This is a genomic window from Natrinema thermotolerans (assembly GCF_031165565.1).
Taxonomy (GTDB): Archaea; Halobacteriota; Halobacteria; order Halobacteriales; family Natrialbaceae; genus Natrinema; species Natrinema thermotolerans.
In genome coordinates, this window is sequence record NZ_CP101873.1 from 1,740,700 (window position 1) to 1,764,394 (window position 23,695).

General features: G+C 64.8%; 23 protein-coding genes and 2 tRNA genes. 13 read left to right on the forward strand and 12 right to left on the reverse strand.

Features of this window, described 5'->3' with window-relative positions; translation table 11 throughout:
* From rpoB to NP511_RS09015, 3 genes are read right to left on the reverse strand one after another with little or no spacing between them, the layout of a single operon-like run.
* On the reverse strand, nt 1–1,830 hold the full coding sequence (rpoB, locus tag NP511_RS09005; RefSeq protein WP_006649785.1) for a DNA-directed RNA polymerase subunit B: 1,830 nt from the start codon (nt 1,828–1,830) through the stop codon (nt 1–3).
* A gap of 3 nt (nt 1,831–1,833) precedes the next feature.
* Nucleotides 1,834–3,414, reverse strand: coding sequence for a DNA-directed RNA polymerase subunit B'' (locus NP511_RS09010; protein WP_049965451.1), 1,581 nt, complete (start codon nt 3,412–3,414; stop codon nt 1,834–1,836).
* Nucleotides 3,415–3,642 (reverse strand): DNA-directed RNA polymerase subunit H, encoded by a 228-nt coding sequence (locus NP511_RS09015; protein WP_006649783.1) that lies wholly within the window; start codon nt 3,640–3,642, stop codon nt 3,415–3,417. It lies immediately after the preceding gene.
* A gap of 316 nt (nt 3,643–3,958) precedes the next feature.
* Here NP511_RS09015 and NP511_RS09020 point away from each other — a divergent pair.
* From NP511_RS09020 to NP511_RS09035, 4 genes are all read left to right on the forward strand, one after another.
* A tRNA-Asp gene (locus NP511_RS09020) sits at nt 3,959–4,031 on the forward strand.
* Nucleotides 4,032–4,397: 366 nt separating this feature from the next.
* Nucleotides 4,398–4,470 (forward strand) — tRNA-Asp (locus NP511_RS09025).
* 97 nt (nt 4,471–4,567) lie between these two features.
* Nucleotides 4,568–4,981 (forward strand): group I intron-associated PD-(D/E)XK endonuclease, encoded by a 414-nt coding sequence (locus NP511_RS09030; RefSeq protein WP_049965450.1) that lies wholly within the window; start codon nt 4,568–4,570, stop codon nt 4,979–4,981.
* Nucleotides 4,982–5,092: 111 nt separating this feature from the next.
* Nucleotides 5,093–7,207 carry a bacterio-opsin activator domain-containing protein gene (locus tag NP511_RS09035; protein WP_049965449.1) on the forward strand — a complete coding sequence of 705 codons (2,115 nt, stop codon included), beginning with the start codon at nt 5,093–5,095 and terminating at the stop codon, nt 7,205–7,207.
* A gap of 643 nt (nt 7,208–7,850) precedes the next feature.
* Here the strand turns inward: NP511_RS09035 and NP511_RS09040 are convergent.
* The 5 genes from NP511_RS09040 to NP511_RS09060 all read right to left on the reverse strand — a co-directional run bounded on the left by NP511_RS09040 (nt 7,851) and on the right by NP511_RS09060 (nt 11,867).
* Nucleotides 7,851–8,621: a protein-L-isoaspartate O-methyltransferase family protein gene (locus tag NP511_RS09040; RefSeq protein WP_049965448.1), complete on the reverse strand. Its 771-nt coding sequence runs from the start codon at nt 8,619–8,621 to the stop codon at nt 7,851–7,853.
* A gap of 124 nt (nt 8,622–8,745) precedes the next feature.
* Nucleotides 8,746–9,375: a protein-L-isoaspartate(D-aspartate) O-methyltransferase gene (locus tag NP511_RS09045; RefSeq protein ID WP_049965447.1), complete on the reverse strand. Its 630-nt coding sequence runs from the start codon at nt 9,373–9,375 to the stop codon at nt 8,746–8,748.
* Nucleotides 9,376–9,538: 163 nt separating this feature from the next.
* Entirely contained in the window at nt 9,539–10,192 is a 654-nt protein-coding gene (locus NP511_RS09050) for an HVO_0476 family zinc finger protein (protein WP_049965446.1), read from the reverse strand.
* Between the two features lie 66 nt (nt 10,193–10,258).
* The gene (locus NP511_RS09055) at nt 10,259–10,840 is read right to left on the reverse strand and encodes an LURP-one-related/scramblase family protein (protein WP_049965445.1); all 582 of its coding nucleotides are present in this window, start codon (nt 10,838–10,840) and stop codon (nt 10,259–10,261) included.
* Between the two features lie 70 nt (nt 10,841–10,910).
* A complete protein-coding gene (locus tag NP511_RS09060; protein ID WP_049965444.1) occupies nt 10,911–11,867 on the reverse strand; it encodes an aminopeptidase in 957 nt (318 codons plus the stop codon).
* 213 nt (nt 11,868–12,080) lie between these two features.
* On the opposite strand from NP511_RS09060, the gene NP511_RS09065 reads away from it, so the two are divergent.
* Together NP511_RS09065 and NP511_RS09070 are read left to right on the forward strand one after the other, a co-directional pair.
* Nucleotides 12,081–13,094 (forward strand): type II glyceraldehyde-3-phosphate dehydrogenase, encoded by a 1,014-nt coding sequence (locus NP511_RS09065; protein WP_049965443.1) that lies wholly within the window; start codon nt 12,081–12,083, stop codon nt 13,092–13,094.
* A gap of 158 nt (nt 13,095–13,252) precedes the next feature.
* The gene (locus NP511_RS09070; RefSeq protein ID WP_049965442.1) at nt 13,253–13,654 is read left to right on the forward strand and encodes an Hsp20/alpha crystallin family protein; all 402 of its coding nucleotides are present in this window, start codon (nt 13,253–13,255) and stop codon (nt 13,652–13,654) included.
* Nucleotides 13,655–14,094: 440 nt separating this feature from the next.
* On the opposite strand, the gene NP511_RS09075 is transcribed toward NP511_RS09070, so the two are convergent.
* Complete coding sequence (locus tag NP511_RS09075; protein WP_049965441.1) at nt 14,095–14,964, reverse strand: ATP-grasp domain-containing protein; 870 nt, start codon at nt 14,962–14,964, stop codon at nt 14,095–14,097.
* 283 nt (nt 14,965–15,247) lie between these two features.
* Entirely contained in the window at nt 15,248–15,778 is a 531-nt protein-coding gene (locus NP511_RS09080; protein ID WP_006182876.1) for a 50S ribosomal protein L16, read from the reverse strand.
* Nucleotides 15,779–15,942: 164 nt separating this feature from the next.
* On the opposite strand from NP511_RS09080, the gene tnpA reads away from it, so the two are divergent.
* Together tnpA and NP511_RS09090 are read left to right on the forward strand one after the other, a co-directional pair.
* Nucleotides 15,943–16,323: an IS200/IS605 family transposase gene (gene tnpA / locus NP511_RS09085; protein WP_006649773.1), complete on the forward strand. Its 381-nt coding sequence runs from the start codon at nt 15,943–15,945 to the stop codon at nt 16,321–16,323.
* Nucleotides 16,320–17,594, forward strand: coding sequence for an RNA-guided endonuclease InsQ/TnpB family protein (locus NP511_RS09090; protein ID WP_049965440.1), 1,275 nt, complete (start codon nt 16,320–16,322; stop codon nt 17,592–17,594). Before tnpA ends, NP511_RS09090 begins: the two co-directional genes overlap by 4 nt.
* Before the next feature lie 47 nt (nt 17,595–17,641).
* Here NP511_RS09090 and NP511_RS09095 read toward each other — a convergent pair whose 3' ends face one another.
* Nucleotides 17,642–17,893, reverse strand: coding sequence for a hypothetical protein (locus tag NP511_RS09095; protein ID WP_049965439.1), 252 nt, complete (start codon nt 17,891–17,893; stop codon nt 17,642–17,644).
* Nucleotides 17,894–18,089: 196 nt separating this feature from the next.
* Between NP511_RS09095 and NP511_RS09100 the strand changes: the two genes are divergently transcribed.
* The 4 genes from NP511_RS09100 (at nt 18,090) to NP511_RS09115 (ending at nt 21,777) form a co-directional block, all read left to right on the forward strand.
* Nucleotides 18,090–19,328, forward strand: a complete 1,239-nt coding sequence (locus tag NP511_RS09100; RefSeq protein ID WP_049965438.1) for a CBS domain-containing protein — start codon at nt 18,090–18,092, stop codon at nt 19,326–19,328.
* Nucleotides 19,329–19,422: 94 nt separating this feature from the next.
* Entirely contained in the window at nt 19,423–20,430 is a 1,008-nt protein-coding gene (locus tag NP511_RS09105) for an ABC transporter ATP-binding protein (protein WP_049905774.1), read from the forward strand.
* Entirely contained in the window at nt 20,430–21,233 is an 804-nt protein-coding gene (locus tag NP511_RS09110) for an ABC transporter permease (RefSeq protein WP_049965437.1), read from the forward strand. The genes NP511_RS09105 and NP511_RS09110 overlap by 1 nt, the downstream gene beginning before the upstream one ends.
* Before the next feature lie 58 nt (nt 21,234–21,291).
* The gene (locus tag NP511_RS09115; protein ID WP_049965436.1) at nt 21,292–21,777 is read left to right on the forward strand and encodes a zinc ribbon domain-containing protein; all 486 of its coding nucleotides are present in this window, start codon (nt 21,292–21,294) and stop codon (nt 21,775–21,777) included.
* A gap of 34 nt (nt 21,778–21,811) precedes the next feature.
* Here the strand turns inward: NP511_RS09115 and NP511_RS09120 are convergent, their stop codons facing one another.
* Entirely contained in the window at nt 21,812–22,828 is a 1,017-nt protein-coding gene (locus NP511_RS09120) for an NADP-dependent oxidoreductase (RefSeq protein ID WP_049965435.1), read from the reverse strand.
* Between the two features lie 130 nt (nt 22,829–22,958).
* Between NP511_RS09120 and NP511_RS09125 the strand changes: the two genes are divergently transcribed.
* Nucleotides 22,959–23,678 carry a carbonic anhydrase gene (locus tag NP511_RS09125; protein ID WP_049965434.1) on the forward strand — a complete coding sequence of 240 codons (720 nt, stop codon included), beginning with the start codon at nt 22,959–22,961 and terminating at the stop codon, nt 23,676–23,678.
* Nucleotides 23,679–23,695: the final 17 nt, after the last annotated feature.

Here is a 23,695-nt window from a genome sequence, read left to right on the forward strand (position 1 = left end):
TTAGACGGCGTCCTCCAGTTCGAGTCGCGGTGCGATACCCAGCGCCTTCATCTCGTCCAAGAGGAGCTTGAACGCGTAGCTCATCTCGATTTCGTGGATATCGGTCTCCTCGTCGCAGTTCGGACAGTAGACACGCCGTTGTTCGACGTTCTCGACCGCGCTCATCCCACAGTTGGCACAGACGTGGATGAACTCACGGTCGGATTCGTCGAGGAGTCGTTCTTTCAGCGTCATGGCCGCCCCGTGGCCGATGAACACGTCGCGTTCCATCTCCCCGATACGGAGCCCGCCCTCGCGGGCCCGCCCCTCGGTGGGCTGGCGGGTCAGCACCTGCACCGGCCCGCGCGAGCGGGCGTGCAGCTTGTTCGAGACCATGTGGTAGAGCTTCTGGTAGAAGATCACGCCGACGAAGATCTCGGCCTCGATCTTCTCGCCCGTGATGCCCGAGTACATGGTCTCCTTGCCGGCGGAATCGAAGCCGGCCTCCTCGAGCCCCTCACGGAGTTCGTCCTTGTCCTCGCCGAGGAAGGGCGTCCCGTCGACGCGGCGACCTTCCATCGAGCCGAGTTTGCCGCCGATCATCTCGAGGATGTGGCCGACGGTCATCCGGGACGGCAGGGCGTGGGGGTTCAGCACGAGGTCGGGGACGACACCTTCCTCGGTGAAGGGCATGTCCTCCTGGGGTGCGAGGTGGCCGACGACCCCCTTCTGGCCGTGGCGGCTGGCGAACTTGTCCCCGAGTTCGGGGATCCGTTCGTCACGCACCGAGACCTTCGAGAGCTTCGAGCCGTCCTCGCCCTCCATGAGCGTGACGGTGTCGACGATCCCCGACTCGCCCGAGCGCATTGTGACGGAGGTCTCGCGTCGTTTCTGGGGTGAGAGTCCACCCATGTCGTCGGGCTCCTCGAGGAATCGCGGCGGGGACGTCTTCCCGAGCAGGACGGAGTTCTCGTCGACCGTCGTCTCGGGGTTGACCAGTCCGTCCTCGTCGAGGTGATTGTAGGCTTCCTCGCCGCGGGCCCCGCGGACGTCCTGGGAGGGGATCTCGAAGCGGTCCTCCTGGCCGCCCGGATACCGGCGTTCCTCGCCCTCGTAGGTCCGGAAGAAATGGGAGCGAGCGAGCGCACGCTCGACGCTTGCCTTGTTCATGACCAGCGCGTCCTCGATGTTGAACCCCTCGTAGCTCATCACGGCGACGACGAAGTTCTGGGCGGCGGGCCGCTCGTCGTAGCCGATCTGTTCGGTCGTCTGGGTCTTGACCATCGAGAGCTGCGGGTAATGCAGCAGGTGCTGGCGCGTGTCCGGCCGAATGCGGTAGTTCGCGCTCGGCAGGCCGAGCGACTGCTTGATCATCCCCGCCCCCATCGTAATGCGGGGGCTGGCGTTGTGTTCGGGGTAGGGGATCATCCCCGCACCGATCGAGAAGATCAGCGACGGGTCGATCTCGAGGTGGGTGTGGTTCTCGGTCAGATCGTCCTCGTCGACGCCCACGAGGATGTCCTCTTCCTCCTCGGCGTCGATGAATTCGATGTAGCCGTGATCGACCAGATCTTCGAACTCGAGATCACCCTCCTGGAGCGCCTCGATTTCCTGCTCGGAGATGCGCGGTTCGCCGTCCTCGACGACCAGAAGTGGTCGTCGCGCGCGGCCGGCGTCGGCGTTGACGATCACTTCGCGGGTGCGGTCTTTGACCGAGACGTTGACCATCTCGGAGACGTCGCCGATGCGTCGTGCTTCTCGGATCTGTTCTGCGAGTTCGTGCGGATCGGGGTGGGTCCCCACCAGCGATCCGTTGACGTAGACTTTCGCCTCTCGTTCTTGGCTGCTCATGATTTAGTCGTCCCCTGAGGCCGCCGTTCGTTCGATACCCTCGAGGCCGGGAATGCCCTCGACCCCCATGGATGCCAGTTCGCGTTTGAGTTCCTGTTCGTCCTCGACGTTCTGGGACAGCTCCATCGACTGGGCGAAGTTCTTCACCAGCCCACAGTTGGGACCCTCCGGCGTCTCGGAGGGACCGATGCGACCCCACTGGGTCGCGTGGAGGTCCCGCGCCTCGAAGTGCGGCTGCGAGCGCGAGAGCGGACTGCGCAGGCGACGCAGGTGCGAGAGAACGCCCATGAAGTCGGTCCGGTCGACCAGCTGGCTCACGCCGGAGCGGCCGCCGACCCAGTTGCCCGTCGCGATCGGATGCTCGAGCCGTTCGGTCAGGACGTCCGAGCGGACGACCGTGTTGACCGAGAGCTGCCGGTTGCGCATGTTCGCGCGCTCGAGCTGGTATTTGACGTCCCGGGCCAGCTTGTTCAGCGCGGTCCGGAACAGGTCCTTCATCAGGTCGCCGCTGACCTTCAGCCGCTTGTTCGCGTAGTGGTCCTTGTCGTCGGACTCGCGCCGGCCCAAGGCGAGTTCGAAGCAGGCTTCGGCCATCCGACAGAGGTAGTGGGCCTTGTTGATGCGGACGTCCTCTTCCTCGACGCCGTCCTCGTGGAGATGCGGCAGGAGATAGCGGTCGATGACGTAGTTCGCGCGCTTGAGCTGGTAGTTCTTGCCCTGCCCGGAGGCGACGCGTTTGCCCAGTTCCTCGATGGCCTCCTCTTCGGTCTGGACCTCCGCTTCCTCTAAGTTCTCGAGCATGTACTTGACGACCTCGGGGTCGTTCGAGACCTTGTGGACGATCTCCTCGTCCGACTCCAGTCCGAGGGCGCGCACGAGCGTGACGAAATTGATCGAGCCCGAGACCGACGGGAACGATACCTCGAGCAGGCCGTCCCGTGTTCGTTCACACAGCACCAGGGCGCGGTAGCCACGGCGCTGGGAGAACGTCTTGGCGACCTGGATCTCGTCGCCGTACTTGGTGTCGTATTCGGCGAGGATCTTGTTCGGTGCGAGGTCCTCGCTGGTCATCAGGACCCGCTCGGAGCCGTTGACGATGAAGTAGCCGCCGGGGTCGGCTGGGTCCTCACCGATCTCGATGAGTTCCTCGTCGGAGAAGCCGGCGATGTTACACTTCTCGGAGCCGACCATGATCGGCATCCGACCGATCTTCGTCTCCGTGGAGTCGACGACCCGCTGGTCGCCCTCCTCGCCCTTGACGATCGACATCTCCATGAAGACGGGCGCGGAGTAGGTGATGTTCCGGAGGCGGGCCTCCTGTGGGTACAGCAGTTCCTCGGAGCCGTCGGCCTCGCGGACGCGGGGCGTGACGACGCGGACGTCGCCCAGCTCGACGTGGACCGGCTCCTCGCCTTCCTTGTCACCGATGTCCGTGTCGATCGTCGCCTTCTCGTCGACGACCTCCTGCATCCCCCGGTTGAGGAAGGCGTTGAACGAGCGGTAGTGGTGTTCGGCGATCCGTTCCTTCGAGAAATATTCGCGCGAGATCTCTCGTCGTTTGTCGCGGTTGAGTTCCATTGCCATTTATTCCACCACGAGTCGGTATACGACTGACTGGTCGGTCGTCCGCGAGTCGCGTACGATCCGAATGACGTCGCCGACCGCCGCGTCGTCGGGGAGCGCGGCGTCGTTGCGCTTTATTTTCGGCAGATCTGTACGATCGATGTTGTATTCCGTCAGCACTTCCTCGAGTTCGTCGTCCTCGAGGACGGTATGCTCCGGAACGAGTTCGTGTTGGCTTACGTCTACCATGTGTGGGTGTGCGTGTCTGCTATCGGGAGAGAAGCGGCTGTCACGAGATACTACAGACAGATAGCGGCGGGAACCATTTAACGGTTACTAACTCGGGGCACAAGCAGGGCTACCCGGCCGGGCGAACCTGACCGGAGCGAACGATCACACTCGAGAGTAGCCGGTTCTCAGTTATATTCCTTGTGGGTCGTGTGATCCGGTATCACGATACTGGCGAGAGGGGCGCTCGAGGCGGCGATCATGGATCGATTGACCGTACCACACGGGGTTCGATTGAAAAGCCTTAATACTGTAACCGGGAAATGAAGAGTTGCGAGCCCGGGTGGTGTAGTGGCCCATCATACAACCCTGTCACGGTTGTGACGCGGGTTCAAATCCCGCCTCGGGCGCTTTTCCGATCTCAACTTCCACCAGCGACCAGTTTACTGGCCGCGAGTAGTCCGGGATCGGAACAGCGGTATTCGGGCGTTTTTCATGAACTAACCGACAGCAATGTGTAGCGCTACGTATCACGCAAAGACGACCCCGACGCCGTAAGCGGAGAACGTCGCGATGGAGGATCACAACGAGACGGGTCAACGGATCGAACGCTCACTCGAGTAACTGCACCGTGTCACAGTTGCCACCGGCAGACACATTATATAGACGACACGGTACGCTGTTACGGGACCCGCGAGAATAACGTGTCAGTCAGTATCAAAAACGGTCGGGGAACAAAACCCTTAATACTCCGACGGCGAAACGAAGAGTTGCGAGCCCGGGTGGTGTAGTGGCCCATCATACAACCCTGTCACGGTTGTGACGCGGGTTCAAATCCCGCCTCGGGCGCTTTTCCAATCTCAACGTCCACGAGCGGTCAGCTTACTGGCCGCGAGGAAGGTGTCCCGTCCGATCGTTTTTCTGCCAACGGACGGCGAATCGCAGCATGCGAAACTCGAAAGCGATCGGTAACGAGACCGAAGCGAGGGCCATCGCGACGCTCGTCGCCCACGGGTACAGCGTCTCGATTCCGTTCGGCGATAACGATAAGTACGACCTCATCGCCGACGACGGCTCCGAACTCACGCGGATTCAGTGTAAGACCGGCTGGTCGAACAAGCCGGAAACGCTGCGATTCAACACGCACTCCCAGATGACGCGGGACGGACAGTACCACGAGACGACGTATCACGATTCGGTCGACGCGTTCCTCGTCTATTATCCCGGGACCGAACGATTCTACTGCATCGACGCGGCCGAAGCGACGGCACAGAAGATGGAGCTGCGGTTCGACGGCGAGATCGATCACCCTGCGATCAACTGGGCTTCGGAGTACGAGTTCGATGGGCGGCTGCCGTGACTCCCGCGACCGATGCGGACACTAGATAATTCGAGTCGGCCCGAACGGAATGCTAATCATTTAGTCCCCGCTCACCAATACGTCGGAAAACGAGGAGTAGCGTCCAAGGCAATGACGAACCCGATCACCGTACTCATCGTCGATACCGAACCCGGATTCGCGGACCTCACCGGCGAGATGCTCGAGCGCGAACGCGAGTCGATCGTCGCCGAGGCGGCGACGAACGGCCGGGAGGCGCTGGCAGTCATCGAGCGGCAGGACGTCGACTGTATCGTCAGCGACTACGAGATGCCGGAGATGACCGGCCTCGAGCTGTTGGAGCGGGTCCGCGAGGACGATCCGGATCTCCCCTTTATTCTCTTTACGGGGCGGGGATCGGAGGAGATCGCCAGCGAGGCGATCGCGGCGGGGGTCACACAGTACCGCCAGAAAGAGTCGGGCACGAAGCAGTATGCCCTGCTGGCCAACCAGATCACGAACGCCGTCGCCCAGTACCGTACCGAGACGGAACTCCGGGAGAGCGAGCGCCGGTACGAGCGAACGCTGACGACGCTTCACGAGACGACGCGGGACCTGATGCGCGCGGAAACCAAAGACGAGATCTATCGGTCGGCGGTCGAGACGGCCGACGAGATCCTCGAGGTAGCCGTCGCCGCGGCCTACGCGTTCGAGCCGACCGCGGGCGTTCTCGAACACGCAGCATCGACGGGGCAGTCACTGGAGTTGGGCGATCCCGAGACGCGCTTTGAGCGGGGCGAGGGGCTCGTCTGGGACGTGTTCTCCGAAGGGGAAAGTGCCTGTTACACGGACGTCACTCGCGGAGACGGCATCGAGGCGGTGAGTCGGTGCGAGGCGATCGTACCGCTTGGAACCCACGGCGTGTTAGTCGCGGGAACGGAGGGGACTGGCGGATTCGACGAGACGATGACGGAGCTGTTGCACATCCTGGGGGCCAACACGGAGGCCGCACTGGATCGCGCCGAGCGCGAGCAGTTGCTTCGGGATCACGACCGGACGTTGACCCAGCAAAACGAGGAGCTGACCCGACTCAATCACACGAACGAGATCGTCCGGGAGATCAATCACGGGATCGCACAGGCGTCGACGCGGGACGAAATCGAAGTGACCGTCTGCGATCGACTCGCCGAGACGGACCGGTATCGCTTCGCCTGGATCGCCGCGAGCGACGACGACCCGCCCGCACCGACCGGCTGGGCCGGCATCGACGCCGCCTACATCGACCGGATCCGCGACGACGGGGAGCGCGCACCCGAGATCGGACTGGTCCGGGAGACGCTCGAGGGCGACGGCGTCCGGACGGTCCGGGACGTCCTCGAGGCCGACGGGTGGCAGTCGCGGCGCAAGGAGGCGTTGACCTACGGCTATCAGACGGTCCTCGGCGTGCCGTTGGTCGCCGACGAGCGCCGGTACGGCGCCTTGGTGGTCCACGTCGCGGGGGCCGATTCGGTCGGCGAGAGCGAGCGCGAGGTCCTCGGCGAACTCGGGGAGACGATCGGCCACGCGATCCGGTCGGTCGAACGGACCCGCGCGATGGTGACCGACAGCCGCCTCGAACTCGAACTCGCGATCGGTGACTCGCGGTTGTTACTCAACCGCCTCTCCGACCACGCCGCGAGCGCGGGGCCGATCACGCTCGAGGGCGTGGTCGATCGCGGTGAGGACGGCATCGTGCTTTTCATCAGCGCGCCGGCAACGGCGTCGCTGACCGACCTCGAGGCCGACTGGGCGTCGGTCGAGACGCTGTCGGTCGTCTCCGAGGGCGACGACGAACGGCTGTTCGAACTCACCGTCGCGTCGACGCCGTTTCTCGACGTCGTACGGACGTACGACGTACAGATACGGATGGCGACGGCCGAGGGCGGGACGGCGACGCTCGTCCTCGAGGTGCCACAGGGGGTCGAAACCCGGTCGCTGGTCGAGGCGATCGGGGAGACGTATCCCGAGACGGAGTTGGTGGCCAAACGCGAGCGGACGGGGACGATATCGGCGCGACAGCTCGATACGCATCTGGCCGAGCGACTCACCGACAAACAGTTCGAAGCGCTGCAGGCGGCCCACTACAGCGGGTTCTTCGAGTGGCCGCGCGAGAGTACCGGCGAGGAGCTGGCGGACGCACTGGACGTGTCGCCGCCGACCTACCACTACCACCTCCGGGCGGCCGAACGAAAGCTCGTTTCGTTGGCGTTCGACGGGAGTTCTACCTGACTATAGTAGCCGCTGAAAGTCATTGCACACCAGATCGCACGACAGCGTTGCGATCAGTGTGTAACCCGTTTCAGCGGCTACTATAGTATCCGTTCGGTGTCGACACCGAAGAATTAGTGACTATACTTACGTAATCTCGGGTCGTCTCGACGACCGGCGATCCGCAATCGATTGTCGCCACCCCCAATCCCCCCACCCTTTCGCCGAACTCGCGCTCGAGAGAGACCGCTGGTTCTCGCCATTCGTGCCGACGATCGAGTCGGATGGACGCCCGAACCCGACGGTGGATAGTAGCTGCCAGTAGTTATTGTCTAATACGGTACTAACTGATTAGTATCGATGCTTCAGCAGCACTAATAGATTAGAAGCCATTCTTAACCCCAACCGGCACGTATCCGTAAGTGGCGATACGAGACAGACTGTCGCCACCCCCCACCCCCTTTCCCCCTTCCCCACCCCCTTTCCCGACACGACCCGTTCAGCGACAGCGACGTCGGACCGCATCAGTGGCGAAACCGACCGGCAAAACGGTGCGACTGGCCGTGCGCTATCGTAGCCACTGAAACGATTCACACACTGATCGCGACGCTGTCGTGCGATCAGGTGTACAATGACGTTCAGTGGCCACTATAGGACAACGACGTCAACGGGACGTTCGTCGCCGGGACTGCCCGTCGCCTGCGTCCTCCCACTCGATCCAGTCGTGTTCCCAGCCCCGGCGGGATTCGGCGCGTCGCTGGGCGCGCTCGCGGTCCTCGCGCGTCGTCCGGTTGCGCTCGACCGCGCCGGACTGCTCGCCCTCCACGAGGAGCGGATCGAACGAAACCGGCTCGAACCGGTCGATCCCGCCGTCGCTCGAGACGGCCTCGAGACGCTGTCGCTGAGTGCCACGGGGGAAGACGAGCCGGCCGCGGTCGGTCAACTGCGAGAGCAGCGCGCGGGGCGGATCGACCGCGGCCGCCTCGAGCAGGATGCGATCGAAGGGCGCGTACTCGGGGAGGCCGTCCGCGCCGTCGCGGCGGTCGACGAGGACGCCCTCGTAACCCGCTTCGGCGAGGTTGCCTCGAGCCGCGACGACTAACGGGCGAGAGATGTCGACGGCGTGGACGTTCGTCTCGCCGACGATCTCGGCCGTCACGGCGGCGGTGTAGCCGACGCCGGCACCGACGATCAACACCGTCTGGTCGGCCTCGAGGGACAGCGCCTGTAGCAGGCGGGCGACGGTGCTGGGGGCGAGGACGCGCGTCCCGAGCGCCTCGTGATCGCGGTCGGCGTAGGCCGTCCGCTCGTCGTCGACGAACGCGTGGCGCGGGACGTCGCGCATCGCGACGGCCACGTCCTCGTCGCCCAGTACGTCCCTGGGCGGGGACTCGAGGCCGTCGACCATGTCCTCGCGCAGTACCGCGGGGTCCATACGTCAGCTATCGGGGCGGCGGTTATGAATGGCGCGCTTGCGCGGGGACGCCGTCACACGGTTAGCTGAAGTGAGACGCTACTCCCCCCTTCCTCAGCGAGCGCGATCGAGTAGGGTGGGGCAGTCACCCGCGCATCTCGACGAACCGGACGCCGCCGCGCTCGGTCCGATCGAGCGAGCCGTCCGGGAGTTTCGTCGCGTCGACGAGCGTCTGGCGGCCGGTGCCGACGGGGGCCAGCAGCTGTCCGCCGGGCCGGACCTGCTCGACGACTGGAGCCGGGAACTCGGCGGCGGCACAGGTGAAGTAGGCGGCGTCGTAGGGCGCGTGGGCCGGCCAGCCCTCGCGGCCGTCGCCGACCCGGACCGAGACGCCGTCGTAGCCCAGTTCGGCGAGTCGCTCGCGGGCCCGGTCGGCCAGTTCGGCGCTGTACTCGACGCTGTAGACGCCCTCGTCGCCCACCAGTTCGGCCGTGACGGCCGCGTGGTAGCCACAGCCGGTGCCGATCTCGAGGACCGCGTCGCCGGGCTCGACCGCGAGCAGGTCGGCCATGATCGCGACCATGTGCGGCGCGCTGATCGTCTGCCCGTCGCCGATCGGGAGCGGTCGGTCGGCGTAGGCGCCGTCCCGGCGGTCCGGCGGGACGAACTCGTGGCGCGGGACCGCCTCGAGGGCCGCGAGGACGCGGTCGTCGTCGACGCGGGCCGCGACGGTCTCGAGCATCCGCCGACGGGCGGCCTCGTAGCTGTCGGACATGGTCGGGGGTACGGGCTCGGGCCACGTATGCGGTCGGGTAGCAGGTACCGGCACCGACCGGAGCCGCGGCTGACGGGATCGGGTTTGACTCTCGAGGCAGAACCCGTCGGTCGGTACCAGTGGGGAGACCGACACGAACCGGACGGTTCGTGATGTCGTCCGACTACCAGGCCGACCAGGCGCTGCTTTGCTCGTCGTAGGCGTAGACGCGCTTGATGTCCTTCGCGAAGCCGGTGTCGCCCGGTTCCTCGAAGCGGTCTCGGCGGTAGCCCTCGGCGTCGCCGCGGACGACGAAGGCGTCGATCTCGAACTCGTCGTCGCCGAACGAGTCGACCGCGCCGACCTCGAACTCGTAGTCGCCGGGCACCTGGACCGTAATGGAGCGGCTGTCGTCTTTCGAGCCGTCCTGCGGGTGGACGGTGACGTTGACCGCCACGTTGTCGACCTCGCGGGTCCAGACGGTCTCGATCTCGTCCGCGGGTGCCTCATCGACCCGCTTGTGACCGTCGAGTTCGACGCTCGTGACGCGAACCGTCGAGAGGACTTCCTCGGTCTCCAAGATGAACTCGTCGCCGACCTCGATCGACTCGTCTTCGGGCGCGGTGACGTTCGCAGTAAAGGACTCGCCGCCCTGGGAGACGACGACGTCTATCGTGACCTCGCGCTCGCTGTCGGGCTGGACCTTGTGGACGTGACTGCACTCGCTGCAACGAACGGTGTAGGTGCCGCCGCCTTCCGTCAGTACCTCATGGACCGTCTCGAGGTCCGGCGAACAGGAGGGACAGGGCGTCGGAACCCGATCCGGTGTCTCGCTCATAGGCTGTCTAGACGCTACGCACTGAAAAGGCGATTGAACCCGTCGCGCCCGTTCGAACGGCGGTCGTCAGTTGTCCTGGATCGCGTCGATGACCATCGCCGCGGCCACGATCGGCTCTTTCGGGACGGAACTGGCGTCGTCGATGGAGATCTCGTACCGGTCACGGAGCCCGAGTTGGCCGTCGATCGAGCCGACGTGAGCGCCCGACTGGTCGGTGATCTCGTACTTGTGCGGGATCAGCTCGCCGAACGGAACGACGTTCCGGACCAGCGTCACCATCGCGCCGCGGGAAGCGATGGCGGCCAGTTTCTCTTCGGTCGTCGCGTCGCGGATCGTCCACGTGTCCTGCAACAGCGAGTAGTCGTTGTCCAGAACCACGAGGTCCTCGCCGGTCCGGGCGTCGGTGAGGACGTAGTTGCCCGCGACGTCGAGGATCCCGCCGGCTTTCACGGTGAAGACCTCGTTGCCCTCGCCGTCGACGAAGGGGAACTCGTCTTTCATCTTCAGCATCTTCTGCTTCCCCTTGAGGACGGTGTTGCCGTCGCTATCGAGGGCTCTGTACTTGTTCCGGACGAGTCCCTGCTCGACCGTGTAGCGGTCGTCGGTCAGTTCGAGACCCCGAATGTCGTACGCTCGAGAATCGCTCATGATTGGGGCCACACGGCACCATCACTTGAATCCACTATATTCGCACACTTCCGGCACGCATCGAAGCCGGTCAGGCGTCGGTCGGCGTCGGCAGATCGATGGGGTCGCCGTCGGCGTAGACGGTCGGCTCGCGGAGGATGCCGTCGAGGTGGATCGGCGCGTCCGTGTCGCCGCCGATCCCCGCGTCGTCGCCGATCGCGATGTGGACGGTCCCGCCCGCCTTCTCGTCCAGCAGGACCGAGCCGACGAGTTCGGTGACCGCGACGTTCGTCCCGATGCCCAGCTCCGCGAGGTTGTGCGCGGCGTCGCCGACGTCTTCGGCCGCGCCCTCGACGGTCTCGCGGATTTCGTCGTCGGAGATGCGGGTGACGAGGCCGTCCTCGACCTCGAAGGTGAGCCGCTGGCCGTCCGCGAGCAGCCCGTGGGGCCGCATCGTCCCGTCGACGACGAAGGTGCCGTCGGCGGTCTCGGGGCTGATGAACACCTCGCCCGCGGGCAGGTTCGACATCTCGCCGGACTCGTGGACGATGCCGGTGTCCGAGAGCCACCGCCGCCCGGCGACGCCGAAGGTGATGTCGGTCCCAGCTTCGGTCGTGACCCGGATCTCGTCGGCGTCGGCGACCTGCTCGCGGACCGACTCGCAATGGGCCGCGATCGACTCGTAATCAGCCTCGAGTCCCGTCGTGAACACGTCCTCGGTGATCCCCGGCAGGGTGGCGACCCGTGCCCCGGCCTCGTTGGCCTCGGTCCGGGAGCGGGTGTGACTCAGGCTCTTCGTCGTCGGTGCCAGAACCACGTCGGCCCCGGCCATCGCCGCCGCGACGGGCTCGGGCGGCTCGCTGCCGTGCGTGTCGCCCGGCGGATACCTGACGATCACGGCGTCGTCGGTGATCTCGGAGGCGACCTCGTAGAGCGCCTCGCCGATCCGCTCGCGCTTGTCGTCGGTGACGATCGCACACGACTCCGCCGCGTCGAGAGCCAGACATTGACGGACGGCCGTCTCCGCCGCCGATCGAAGTGCTGCCATACACTACCCTGGGGTAAGCGGGCCGATATGTCTTGCCCTCGGCCCGTCGCCGGCACGCGGTCCGCACGGTCCCGGCGCGGTAGGCCGGCGGCTCGAGCGCGCCGTCCGAGCGCCGAGATCGGCCTCGAGAGGGATCGAAAACTCCGATCCGAGTAAACGTCGACTGTGACGGCTCGAAACGATTATCCCGCTCGGTGGTCCACTCCCGAGCATATGCAACAGGTCGCGATCAACGGCTACGGCACGATCGGCAAACGCGTCGCGGACGCGGTCCGACAGCAGCCCGACATGGAGGTACTGGGCGTTGCGAAGACCCGCCCCAACTTCGAGGCCGAGACGGCGGTCGAGAAGGGGTTCCCGCTGTACGCGGCCGTCGAGGAGCGCGAACACCTGTTCGACGAGGCCGGCCTCGAGATAGCCGGCCCCGTCGAGGACCTCGTGGCCGAGGCCGACGTGGTCGTCGACGCCACGCCGTCGGGCATCGGTGCCCAGAACAAGGCCCTCTACGAGGAGTACGACACCCCGGCGCTCTATCAGGGCGGCGAGGACGCCGACCTCGTCGACACGAGCTTCAACGCGCGCTCGAACTTCGAGGACGCCGCCGACGCCGACCACGTCCGCGTCGTCTCCTGTAACACGACCGGGCTCTCGCGGATCATCGCCCCGCTGCGCGAGGAATACGGCGTCGAGAAGGTCCGCGCGACGCTGGTTCGACGCGGCGGCGACCCCGGCCAGACCTCCCGCGGTCCGATCAACGACATTCTCCCGAACCCGGTCACCATTCCGTCCCACCACGGCCCCGACGTCGAGACCATCTTCGACGACTTAGACATCGACACGCTCGGGATGAAGGTGCCCGCGACGCTGATGCACATGCACAGCCTCAACGTGACTCTCGAGGCGGAGGTCGACGCCGCCGAGGTCCGCGAGCTGCTGGCCGACGAGTCGCGCCTGTTCCTGATCCCCGAGCGGATGGACATCGACGGCAGCGGCAAGCTCAAGGAGTACGCGATGGACGCGGGCCGTCCGCGCGGCGACATCTGGGAGAACTGCATCTGGGAGGAGTCGATCTCGACCGTCGGCGACGACCTCTATCTCTTCCAGGGGATCCACCAGGAGAGCGACGTCGTGCCCGAGAACGTCGACGCGATCCGCGCCGTGACCGGCAGCGCCGACGCCGCCGAGAGCATCGAAACGACCAACGAGACGCTCGGCATCGGACTGTAGACGCGATCGAACGCCGGTTCTCAAACTGACGTCGAGGCCCGCTCGAGGCGTCGAGAACGCCGGGACGACGTCGGGTCGGGCCGCCGGCGGTCGGACGCGGCCACCGCTCCTATAGCGACGACAGAAAGTTTTTGCCACGCGGTCCCCTAGACCGCCACATGCGCCGAGACGACCGCGACGAACCCTTCGACGACCTGTTTCGCGAGATCGAGCGGATGATGAACGAGATGATGAACGGCGCGGACGCAAACGTCGATTTCGACTCCTCGAGCGACGTCGACAACGGCTTCGGCATGGACACCCACGTCGACATCCACGAGACCGACGACGAGGTCCGCGTCGTCGCCGACCTCCCCGGCGTCGAGAAGGACAACATCGAACTCGAGTGTGACGGGACGACCCTGACTATCTCCGCGGAAAGCGACCACCGCCAGTACGACGAGCGCGTCTCCCTGCCGTCGCCCGTGAACGAACACACCGCCTCGGCGACCTACAACAACGGCGTCCTCGAGGTCGTCTTCGAGCAGGCCGAACAGTCCTCGGACATCAGTCTCGAGTAGTCGGGCAGTCGCGGTCGACCCCTCGTTTTCCGTCTCGTCATTGGGCGTTCGGAGCTGGTTCTATGGCTAACTGATTGTGGAGTTCACGGGCAAGACGGGCGGATCGGCGGGATCTAATGGAAATGGAACGATCCCTTTTGACACGGTTGGGGCAGAAAGCGTCCTGCTATCGTGGCAATACTGAATGGCCACGCCCTCCCCAGCCGATTTCTACTCACGGGCACGAAGTGCCCGTTCGTATGGTTCGCGGAACCGTCGGTTCCGCGCTAACGCTCAGTCACTTCGTTCCCTCGCTCATCCCTCGCACGGTGTCCTCGACTGCCTTCACTATCGTTCAGGCAGTCGACAGCGCGCGCCACCGCATCTCCATCCGTATGCGTACGTGGAAGCGCAGCATTTCAGGCCGCGTTTCGAACGACCAGTCGGCGCTCCGACGACCGTCACTCCGCAGCCGTGCGGATCGCAGCCGCGAGCCGGTCGTAGAAGTCCGGCTCGTACTTCGTCTCGGCGTCGATCGTCGGTCGGGCGTTCGTTTCGTTGACTACCAGCCGGTCATCGGTCTCGAGCAGATCGACACCCAGAAACGGAATCTCGAGTTCGGCGGCGACGGATTCGGCGAGGGCGCGCCACTCCGCGGGGAGATCGACGCCGGTGGCCTCGGCCCCGCGGTGGACGTTGTGTTTCCACTGGCCCTCCTGCATCGCGTCGTCGGGTAGTCGCCGCTCGACCGCGCCGACGTACTCGCCCTCGAGGACCATGACGCGGTAGTCCGTCGCGTTCGGGAGGTACTCCTGGACGAGAAAGGAACGGTCGCCGGTCGCCCGGTAGTCGTGGACCAGCGAGAGGTAGTCACAGATCCCCAGGAAGGAATCGAGGTCGTGGGCTTTCGCCACGCCAGTCCCCCGTGTCGTCGAGTTGGGCTTGACGACCACTGGCGGCTCGAAGCGGTCGAAGACCGCCGCCAGTTCGTCCTCGCTCACGTCGTTCGAGACGTAGACCGACCGCGGCGCCGGGAGGTCTGCCCGCTCGAGGCGGGCCAGCACCTCGGCTTTGTTCCGCGAGGTCAACACGGCCTCGTGGTCGTTGAGCCACGGGATCTCGAGCAGGGCGTCAGCGACCCCGCCCTCCATGAGCCGGCCGGGGTAGACGAAGCCGACGTCGTAGTCGCCGGCCGCCCACGGCGCGTCGTCCCCCAGCGGGATCACGCGCTCGCTCGCGGGCACGTGATGAACCCGTATCCCCCGCTCGGCCAGCGGCTCTCGCATCCGCCCGAACGTCTCCTGGTCGTTCGCGACCGCGAGATCGATCATACGTGGGACTCGGGGCGAGGGAGGCAAAAAACTGCTCGAGGCGGCGATCCGGAATCAAACCGCAGTGGCCGGGAGTGCGTCTCGAGCGACTGCGAGAGACGCACAACCCGGGGGAGGGCAGGCGCTCACCGGTACCGACCGCGAGTGAGCGAAGCGAACGAGCGGGCCGACAACCGATGTGAACGAGCGACTATCAGGAGCGAGTGAACGGAGGGAGGAGTGCTTTTAATCGAATTTTTGCCGAGGGCGCGGCTTCGCCGCGCCCGCAGAGCAAAACTTCGTTTTACGCGATCAGCTGCTCTTCGCCGCGCTCGACGACGACGCGACACGGCGGCGAGATCTTGTTGTAGGAGCGCCGCAGGGCATCCTTGGCGAACTCGGCGTCGTCGACGTCACACCAGATGGTGAAGATGCGCTCGCCGGCGTCGATGCGAGCGGCGGTGCCGACGATCTTCCCGAAGGCCTGGCGCATCCCGTCGGAGACACGGTCTGCCCCTGCGCCCGTCGCCTGCTTGTTCTCCCGGATGACGTGGTGGGGGAACTTGCGCAGGACCATCTTGTAGTTGTTCTCGCCGGCGTTTTTCAGCATGTGACGGTTCGCCGAGAGGCGCGAGGCCTCGAGGCTCCCGTGGCGGATCTGGACCTCTTCTTCCGTGATGAGGCTGATCTGGACGGGGTAGTCCTCGGCGTTTGCCTGGGCGTCGCCCATCTTGTGCTGTGCGATCTTCGAACCCGGGATGCCGGTAATGTATTCGCGGCGCGTGTAGGCCGGCTTACTGATCTCCCGGTACATGGAGGCAGGTTTGTCGGACATGGTGGTTACTTACGAAAACGGAAGCCCACCGAGCGGATAAAGGCTTCGAAGCGCCGCGTCCGTCGCTGTCGGGGAGTTACGACCAACAGTATTCAACCGCCGACGATGGCATAGACGGGGTTCCAACGCAGTCTTTAATCATCTGACCGTAATAGTATGCATAGATGGTAAAGAGTACCCGTCACGCGAAATACGAACTCTACTACCACATAGTGTTCGTGCCGAAGTATCGGCGTTCGCACCTGACGGAGAAGACGAAGGAACGTCTCGAAACCATCTTCGCGGAAATCTGTGACGACAAAGACCTCGAACTGGCCGAGTCCGAGGTCATGCCTGACCACGTACACCTGTTCATCGGGAGTCCACCGAAGAACGCCCCGTCACTCATCGTCAACTGGGTGAAGGGCATCTCCGCCCGCAAGTACAATCAGCGGTACGATGACCGCGTGAAGTGGACTCGTTCGTACTACGTCGGAACAGCGGGAAGCGCCTCGAAGGGCGCTGTCGAACAGTACATCGCTGAACAGGAAGGTGACGGCGAATGAAGCGCGTCAACACCTTCGAGGTGGTTCCACAGACCGAGAACGACAAAGAGTGCCTCCTACGGCTACTTGACGCCTCCGCCTCTCTGTGGAACGAGTTGACCTACGAACGTCGTCAGAACTACTTCGGTGACGGCGACGTGTGGGACACTTCCGAGTATCGAGGGCGCTACAACGGCGTCGTCGGAAGCGCGACCGTCCAACAGGTCACGCGCAAGAACAGCGAAGCGTGGCGGTCGTTCTTCGCCCTCAAAGAGAAAGGCGAGGACGCCAACCCACCGTCGTACTGGGGCAACGAGGAAGACGGACGCGAACTCCGTACCTACATCCGCAACAACCAGTACACGATTGAGTGGGGCGATCGTAGCCGTCTCGAAATTCCTGTCGGGCAAGAACTGAAAGACGAATACGGACTCGGCTACCACGAACGACTCCGCCTCGAAGTCCGAGGCAACCCGAAGTGGAACGGCGAACAGGGTCGTCTGGAACTCGAGTACGACGGGGTTAGCGACACGTTCAGGGCTTTTCAACCAGTCACTGTCCCTGATTCTCGACTGGATTCACCACTGGCTTCCGAAGAAGCCGCCCTCGATGTTGGCGCGAACAATCTCGTCGCGTGTTCCACAACTACTGGTACCCAGTACCTCTACGACGGTCGTGAGTTGTTCGGACGGTTCCGCGAGACGACCAACGAAATTGCCCGCCTACAGTCGAAACTCCGAGAGGGACGCTACAGTTCCAAGCGGATTCGACGGCTGTACCGACAGCGGACGAAGCGCCGTGACCACGCGCAGAACGCGCTAGTGCGTGACCTCGTTGAACGGTTGTACGACGAGGGCGTGGCGACGGTGTACGTGGGCGATTTGACCGACGTGCTGGAAACACATTGGTCGGACAGGGTGAACGAGAAGACGCACAACTTCTGGGCGTTCAAGAAGTTCATCCACCGTCTCGCGTGTGTCTGTGTGGAGTACGGCATCTCTCTCGAAGTCGAGTCGGAAGCATGGACGAGTCAGACGTGTCCTGAGTGTGGCGACCACGAGGAGACGGTTCGCCACGAGGATACGCTGTCGTGTCCGTGTGGGTTCGAGGGGCACGCCGACCTCACAGCGTCAGAGACGTTCCTTCGAGAAAACAGCGATTGCGAAGTCAGGCCGATGGCACGGCCCGTGCGATTCGAGTGGGACGACCACGACTGGTCGGGGAAACCATACCCTCATGAAGGTCCCAAAGAAGTGCGCACGAACCCGCAAGTTGCCTCCGTGGGTCGGTAGCCGAACCCCCAACGGAGGAATCCTCGCGCTTTAGCGCGGGGAGGATGTCAAGCCGTGATCGGGTCGGTCGCGGCGGCCGCGGTCACGTAGCCGGCCTCGGTTTCCTCGAGCAGCCCCCGGCTCGAGAGCGAGCCGACGACGCTCAGAATCGCCAGTTTTCGGAGGCCAAGCGCCTGCTGTAGGTCGGTCGCGGTCGCTTCGCCGGCCGCCTCGAGGTAGAGGTAGACCAGTTTCGACTGGGCGGACTCGAGTTCGGCCGGTAGCTCGTCGACGCGCGGTGAGTGGGTGGTCGTTTCCATCAGTGTACGAACACGAAACCACGAACTCGCATATAACGCTATGGGAGGCATAGTATCGAGACGCTAGGTAGTATTATTGCAATTATATGTCCCGATAGCCTGCTCGAGCGGTCGAACCGCTCGAGCGCCGCGCGGCTTCGACCGCAAACGTCGAGTCGTCGGCGCGCTTAAGGGTCCGCCGCCGAAAGAAACGACTATGAGAAGTTTCCGGATCGGCTCGCTGTTCGGGATCCCGATCAAGCTCGATCTCACGTTCTTGCTCGTGTTGCCGCTGTTTGCGTACCTGATCGGCACACGGATCGAACCCGTCGCCGAGATCCTCAACGAGGTGCTGGGAGCCGGGATCGACATCGGGGCCATCACCGGCGGGCCGATTCCGTGGCTCCTCGGGCTGACAGCCGCTGTCGGCCTGTTCGTCGGCGTCGTCCTTCACGAGCTGGGCCACTCGCTGACCGCCCAGCGGTACGGGTTCCCCATCGATTCGATCACGCTCTGGCTGTTCGGCGGTATCGCCTCGTTCTCGGAGATGCCCGAAGACTGGCGACAGGAACTGAACATCGCCATCGCTGGGCCGATCGTCAGCGTCCTCGTCGGCATCGGCTCCTACGGTCTCTTCGTCCTCACGCCCGAAGTCCTCGGCGGAGCATCGCCGGGACTGCTTAGCGGGACGCGGTTCGTCCTCGGCTATCTCGCGATTCTGAACGTCGCGCTCGCCGTCTTCAACATGCTCCCCGCGTTCCCGATGGACGGCGGCCGCGTGCTGCGCGCGCTGCTGGCCCGGGGCCGCCCCTACGCGCAGGCGACCCAACAGGCCGCGAGCGTCGGGAAGCTGTTCGCGGTCTTCATGGGCCTGTTTGGACTGTTCGCACTGAACATCATCCTCATCGGCGTCGCCTTCTTCGTCTTCATCGCCGCCTCGAGCGAGGCCCAGCAGGTGACGATGAAGGCGGCCTTTCAGGACGTCACCGTCGGCGACATCATGACGCCGGTCGAGGACCTCCACACGGTCGAACCCGACACGACGGTCGCGGTGCTGATCGAACGGATGTTCCGGGAGCGACACACCGGCTACCCGGTCGTCGAACGCAGTGCGACCGGCGAGGGCCTCGTCGGGCTCGTGACCCTGTCCGACGCCCGCGAGATTGATCAGGTCGAACGGGAGGCCTACACCGTCGCGGACGTGATGACGACCGACCTGCAGACGATCACGCCGGACTCGAACGCGATGACCGCAATCGAACGGATGCAGGAACACGGGATCGGCCGACTCCTCGTCGTCGAGACCCCCGACGCGGGCGGGTCGTTCGGCGAAGCCCGACCCGAAGACGGCGACCTCGTCGGGCTGATCTCGCGCAGCGACGTGATGACCGCCCTCGATATCGTCCAGCAAAGCGGTTCGATCGCGCCCTCGAGCCGGCCCCGAACCGCGGACTGAGCGCCCCCAGTGTGAGCAACGATATCGGCCGTATCGGCCGGTTCGAGTGCCGATACCAACATTCTTAACCGCGGCGGGGGCCGATGCCATGGCGATGCCACCGGCCATCGAAACCGTCGATCTCGTGAAGGAGTACGGCGATCTCCGCGCGCTGCAGGAACTCTCACTGACCGTCGAGGAAGGCGAGTTCTTCGGCCTGCTCGGCCCCAATGGGGCGGGCAAGACGACGTTTATCAATACGCTGGTCGGCCTGGTCCGCAAGACCGGCGGCGACGCACGGGTCTTCGGTCACGACGTCGAGGACGATTACCGGCAAGCTCGCGACGCCATCGGCCTCGCCCCCCAGGAGTTCAACGTCGATCGCTTCTTCCCCATCAAGGAGGTGCTGATGCACAAGGCCGGCTACCACGGAATCCCCGAGGACGAGGCCGCCGAACGGGCCGACGAGGTCCTCAAACGCGTCGGGATCTACGACAAGCGAAACGAACGCTTCGACTGGCTCTCCGGCGGGATGAAACGTCGGCTGCTGCTCGCTCGAGCGCTCGTCACCGATCCCGATCTCCTCATTCTGGACGAGCCGACCGCCGGCGTCGACGTTCAACTCCGCCACGACCTCTGGGAACTCGTCACCGAACTCAACGAGGAGGGGACGACGATTCTCCTCACTACGCACTACATCGAGGAGGCCGAACGGCTCTGTGATCGGGTCGCGATCATGAACGAGGGCCGGAAGGTGACCGTCGCGACCCCGGACGAACTGAAACAGCGGGGCACCGACACCATCGCCGTGCGACTCGAGTCCGAGCCGTCGACCGCGCCGGATCTCGGGGCCTACGCACACGAAACGACGGTGTCGGGCGACCGGCTCGAGGTCCGGGTCGACGACGGCGGCGCAACCGCGCCGCGGCTGCTCAACGACCTCGAGGCCCGCGGGTTCGAGATCGCCGACCTCGAGATCACCCGCACCTCGCTCGAGGAGATCTTCGTCGATCTGACCCGCAGCGAGGACCGGACCGTCACGCGATCGTCGGCTGAGAGCGCGGACGGCGAGAGCGCCGCCGAAGGCCGTGAACCGGAGCGCGAACAGGAGGGGGTCGCCTGATGCTGTCAGTCGGCTTCCGGGCGCTCTTTCGGCGCGAGGTATTGCGGTTCGTCCGCCGGCCGAAGAACACGTTCATGCCGCCGGCGATCACGAACGTCCTCTACTTCGCCGTCTTCGGCGTGATCCTAGGCGGCCGGATCGACGAGATCGCGGGCTATCCCTACATTCTTTTCATCGTCCCCGGACTGATCGTCCTCGGGGCGATCTCGAACGCCTTCGAGAACGCCTCGTTCTCGATCTTCCACGGGCGGTGGAACGAGTACATCCACGAGACACTGACCTCGCCGCTGTCCTACGCGGAGATGGTCGTCGCCTACGTCGGTGCCAGCGCGGTGCGTGGCCTGGTCGTCGGGATCATCATCGCCGCCGTCGGCCGGCTGTTCGTCCCGATCGGGTTCGAACACGGCCTGTTCCTGATCGCGACGATGGTCGTCATCACGGCGCTGTTCGCCGGGCTCGGAATTATCGGCGGGCTCGTCGCGCGGGACTTCGACGACCTGACGGTCATGAACCAGTTCATCCTCCGACCGCTCGTGTTCTTCGGCGCGGTCTTCTACTCGCTCGAGACGTTCGAGCAGGGCTGGCAGGTGACCCTCTCGCTGCTGAACCCGATGGTCTACATGGTCGACAGCGTCCGCTATGGGCTGCTTGGCCACTCGGACCTGATCGGCGTCGGCGTGTTGCCCGCGCCCTACGCCGACTTCGCGCCGCTGTTCGCGCTGGGGATCCTGACGACCGCCACTGCGGCGGTGCTGGCGATCGACGTCTACCTGTTCAAGATCGGGTACGGGCTGACCGACTGATAGCGATCGACGGACCGGACGGGATACAATTATTTGTCCGTCGACTCGATGTGGGACCATGGTTCCCGACAGCTGCCCGAACTGTGGTGCCTCGCTCTCGCCGACCGCGAACTACTGCAGCGAGTGCGGTGACGCGGTTGACGACGATTCGTGGGGCGTCTCGAGCGAGGAGAGTAGCTGGGACTCGGACGGTTCGCGGAGCGACTCGCGGACGGAATATGGCTCGAGCCGCCGGACCGACGGGGACACGACGATGGCGGCGCTCACCCACGTCCTCGCGATATTCACGTGGGCCATCGGGCCGCTGATCGTCCTCATCGCGACCGACGACCCGTTCGTCGAGGAGAACGCGCGGAACGCGCTGAACTGGCAGATCGCGTTCACGTTCTACATGCTCGTCTCGGCCGTCTTCGTCCTCGCGATCATCGGCATCGTCCCGGTACTGCTCTTGCCGGTCGTCGATCTGGCGTTCTGTGCCATCGCCGCGGTCAAGGCTGCCGACGGCGAGGCGTGGTCGTATCCGGCGACTCCTGACATCATCTGAAGAACCGGAACGACCGCCGCCGGCGAGGCGCGGCTTACCCCTCGTACTCGGCGACCTGCACCAACTGCTTCCCGATGTTGTCGCCCTCGAACAGTCCGAGGAAGGCGTCGGGTGCGTTCTCGAAGCCTTCGACGACGTTCTCGCGGTACTGGACGTCGCCGTTCTGAACGAACGTCGAGAGTCGCTCGAGGGCCTCGCCCCACCGGGGCTGGTAGTCGCTGACGAGGAGCCCTTCGACCGTCGCGCGGGATTCGATGAGCTTGGCGAGTTTCCGCGGGCCGGTCGGCACCTCGGTCTCGTTGTAGAGCGCGATCTGGCCACAGACCGCGACGCGAGCGTCGACGTTCAGCCGAGGCCAGACGGCGTCGGTGATCGGACCGCCGACGTTGTCGAAGTAGACGTCGACGCCGTCGGGACAGGTCTCGTCGATCGCGGCCGAGAGGTCGTCGGTCTCCTTGTAGTTGATCGCGGCGTCGAAACCGAGGTCGTCGGTGAGCCAGTCGATCTTCGCCTCGCTCCCGGCGGTACCGACCACTCGAGCGCCCGCGAGGCGGGCGAGCTGACCGACGACGGAGCCGACCGCGCCCGCCGCGGCGGAGACGACCACCGTGTCGCCGGGTTTCGGGTCGCCGACGTCGTTCAGCCCCCAGTAGGCCGTGACGCCGGGCATTCCGAGGACGCCCAGCGCGGTCGAGATCGGCCCGTGGTCGGGATTGACTCGCTGGAGTTCGTTCGCGTCCGCGACGGCGTGTTCCGCCCACAGGAGGTCGCCGGTGACGATATCGCCCTCGGCGAACCGGCCGCTGTTTGACTCTACGACCTCGCCGACGACGCTTGCTTTCATCGGGTCGCCGACGTCCCAGGGTTCGGCGTACGATTCCGCGTCGCGCATGCGACCGCGCATGTACGGGTCGACCGACTGATAGAGCGTCTCGACCAGTACCTCACCGTTGTCCGGTTCGGGCCGGTCGACGGTGACGAGTTCGAAGTTGTCGTGAGTCGGTTCGCCGACGGGGCGACTGGCAAGTTGCCACTGTCTGGTTTCTGCCATACCCACTCATGGAGACGGTCATAGGTGAAGATTGGGCTCGCGGAACCTCGCGGCGTCGGCGCGGACGTCGTCTTCCCACGACGGGATACTGGCCTCGAACCTTTTTCATCACCGTTCGTGTAGGTCGAGTATGGGAACCGATCGCGATACCCTCGAGCGGCTACTCGCCGGGAACCGCCGCCACGTCGAGTCGCTGCCCGAGGAGCATTTCGCGGACGTCCAGACCGGCCAGCACCCGTCCGTCGTCGCGGTCTGTTGTTCCGACTCGCGGGTCTCTCACGAGGGGATGTGGGGCGTCGATCGGCCGGGAACGGTGTTTACGCCCAGCAACATCGGGAATCAGGTCTGGGACGACGACAACGGGGAGCGGATCGTCGACGGCGGCGTCCTCTATCCGATCCACCACACCGGGACCGACGCCGTCGCCGTCGTGGGCCACACCGGCTGTGGAGCGGTCACCGCCGCCTATCGGGTCGCGACCGGTGGGGATCCGCCCGGGCCGCGCGGCGTCGACAAGTGGGTCGATATGCTCGTCCCCGTGATCGAAGAGGCCCTCGGGAGCGGGCTGATCGACCGCGCGGCCGACGACGAGGCCGTCATCAACCGGCTCGTCGAGTACAACGTCGACTATCAGGCCCGCTCGCTGTGTGCCGCCGACGAGATCCCGGACCGGGTCGACGTCTACGGCTTCGTCTACGACTTTCAGGGCGTCTACGGCGACGAACCGGGGCGTGCGTATCTCGTCAGCGTCGACGGCGAGACCGATCCCGACGTCCTCGCCGAACGGGTGCCATCGGGCGACGAGTCAGCGGTGAAAAGTCTGCTGTACGGCGACGGATCGGTGGAGTGACGGCGACCGCGAGCAGC

What these genes read in the sequence shown, in the direction of transcription:
- rpoB (WP_006649785.1), bottom strand. Translation starts at nt 1,830, where the DNA reads ATGAGCAGCCAAGAACGAGAGGCGAAAGTCTACGTCAACGGATCGCTG.
- NP511_RS09010 (WP_049965451.1), bottom strand. Translation starts at nt 3,414, where the DNA reads ATGGCAATGGAACTCAACCGCGACAAACGACGAGAGATCTCGCGCGAA.
- NP511_RS09015 (WP_006649783.1), bottom strand. Translation starts at nt 3,642, where the DNA reads ATGGTAGACGTAAGCCAACACGAACTCGTTCCGGAGCATACCGTCCTC.
- NP511_RS09030 (WP_049965450.1), top strand. Translation starts at nt 4,568, where the DNA reads ATGCGAAACTCGAAAGCGATCGGTAACGAGACCGAAGCGAGGGCCATC.
- NP511_RS09035 (WP_049965449.1), top strand. Translation starts at nt 5,093, where the DNA reads ATGACGAACCCGATCACCGTACTCATCGTCGATACCGAACCCGGATTC.
- NP511_RS09040 (WP_049965448.1), bottom strand. Translation starts at nt 8,621, where the DNA reads ATGGACCCCGCGGTACTGCGCGAGGACATGGTCGACGGCCTCGAGTCC.
- NP511_RS09045 (WP_049965447.1), bottom strand. Translation starts at nt 9,375, where the DNA reads ATGTCCGACAGCTACGAGGCCGCCCGTCGGCGGATGCTCGAGACCGTC.
- NP511_RS09050 (WP_049965446.1), bottom strand. Translation starts at nt 10,192, where the DNA reads ATGAGCGAGACACCGGATCGGGTTCCGACGCCCTGTCCCTCCTGTTCG.
- NP511_RS09055 (WP_049965445.1), bottom strand. Translation starts at nt 10,840, where the DNA reads ATGAGCGATTCTCGAGCGTACGACATTCGGGGTCTCGAACTGACCGAC.
- NP511_RS09060 (WP_049965444.1), bottom strand. Translation starts at nt 11,867, where the DNA reads ATGGCAGCACTTCGATCGGCGGCGGAGACGGCCGTCCGTCAATGTCTG.
- NP511_RS09065 (WP_049965443.1), top strand. Translation starts at nt 12,081, where the DNA reads ATGCAACAGGTCGCGATCAACGGCTACGGCACGATCGGCAAACGCGTC.
- NP511_RS09070 (WP_049965442.1), top strand. Translation starts at nt 13,253, where the DNA reads ATGCGCCGAGACGACCGCGACGAACCCTTCGACGACCTGTTTCGCGAG.
- NP511_RS09075 (WP_049965441.1), bottom strand. Translation starts at nt 14,964, where the DNA reads ATGATCGATCTCGCGGTCGCGAACGACCAGGAGACGTTCGGGCGGATG.
- NP511_RS09080 (WP_006182876.1), bottom strand. Translation starts at nt 15,778, where the DNA reads ATGTCCGACAAACCTGCCTCCATGTACCGGGAGATCAGTAAGCCGGCC.
- tnpA (WP_006649773.1), top strand. Translation starts at nt 15,943, where the DNA reads ATGGTAAAGAGTACCCGTCACGCGAAATACGAACTCTACTACCACATA.
- NP511_RS09090 (WP_049965440.1), top strand. Translation starts at nt 16,320, where the DNA reads ATGAAGCGCGTCAACACCTTCGAGGTGGTTCCACAGACCGAGAACGAC.
- NP511_RS09095 (WP_049965439.1), bottom strand. Translation starts at nt 17,893, where the DNA reads ATGGAAACGACCACCCACTCACCGCGCGTCGACGAGCTACCGGCCGAA.
- NP511_RS09100 (WP_049965438.1), top strand. Translation starts at nt 18,090, where the DNA reads ATGAGAAGTTTCCGGATCGGCTCGCTGTTCGGGATCCCGATCAAGCTC.
- NP511_RS09105 (WP_049905774.1), top strand. Translation starts at nt 19,423, where the DNA reads ATGCCACCGGCCATCGAAACCGTCGATCTCGTGAAGGAGTACGGCGAT.
- NP511_RS09110 (WP_049965437.1), top strand. Translation starts at nt 20,430, where the DNA reads ATGCTGTCAGTCGGCTTCCGGGCGCTCTTTCGGCGCGAGGTATTGCGG.
- NP511_RS09115 (WP_049965436.1), top strand. Translation starts at nt 21,292, where the DNA reads ATGGTTCCCGACAGCTGCCCGAACTGTGGTGCCTCGCTCTCGCCGACC.
- NP511_RS09120 (WP_049965435.1), bottom strand. Translation starts at nt 22,828, where the DNA reads ATGGCAGAAACCAGACAGTGGCAACTTGCCAGTCGCCCCGTCGGCGAA.
- NP511_RS09125 (WP_049965434.1), top strand. Translation starts at nt 22,959, where the DNA reads ATGGGAACCGATCGCGATACCCTCGAGCGGCTACTCGCCGGGAACCGC.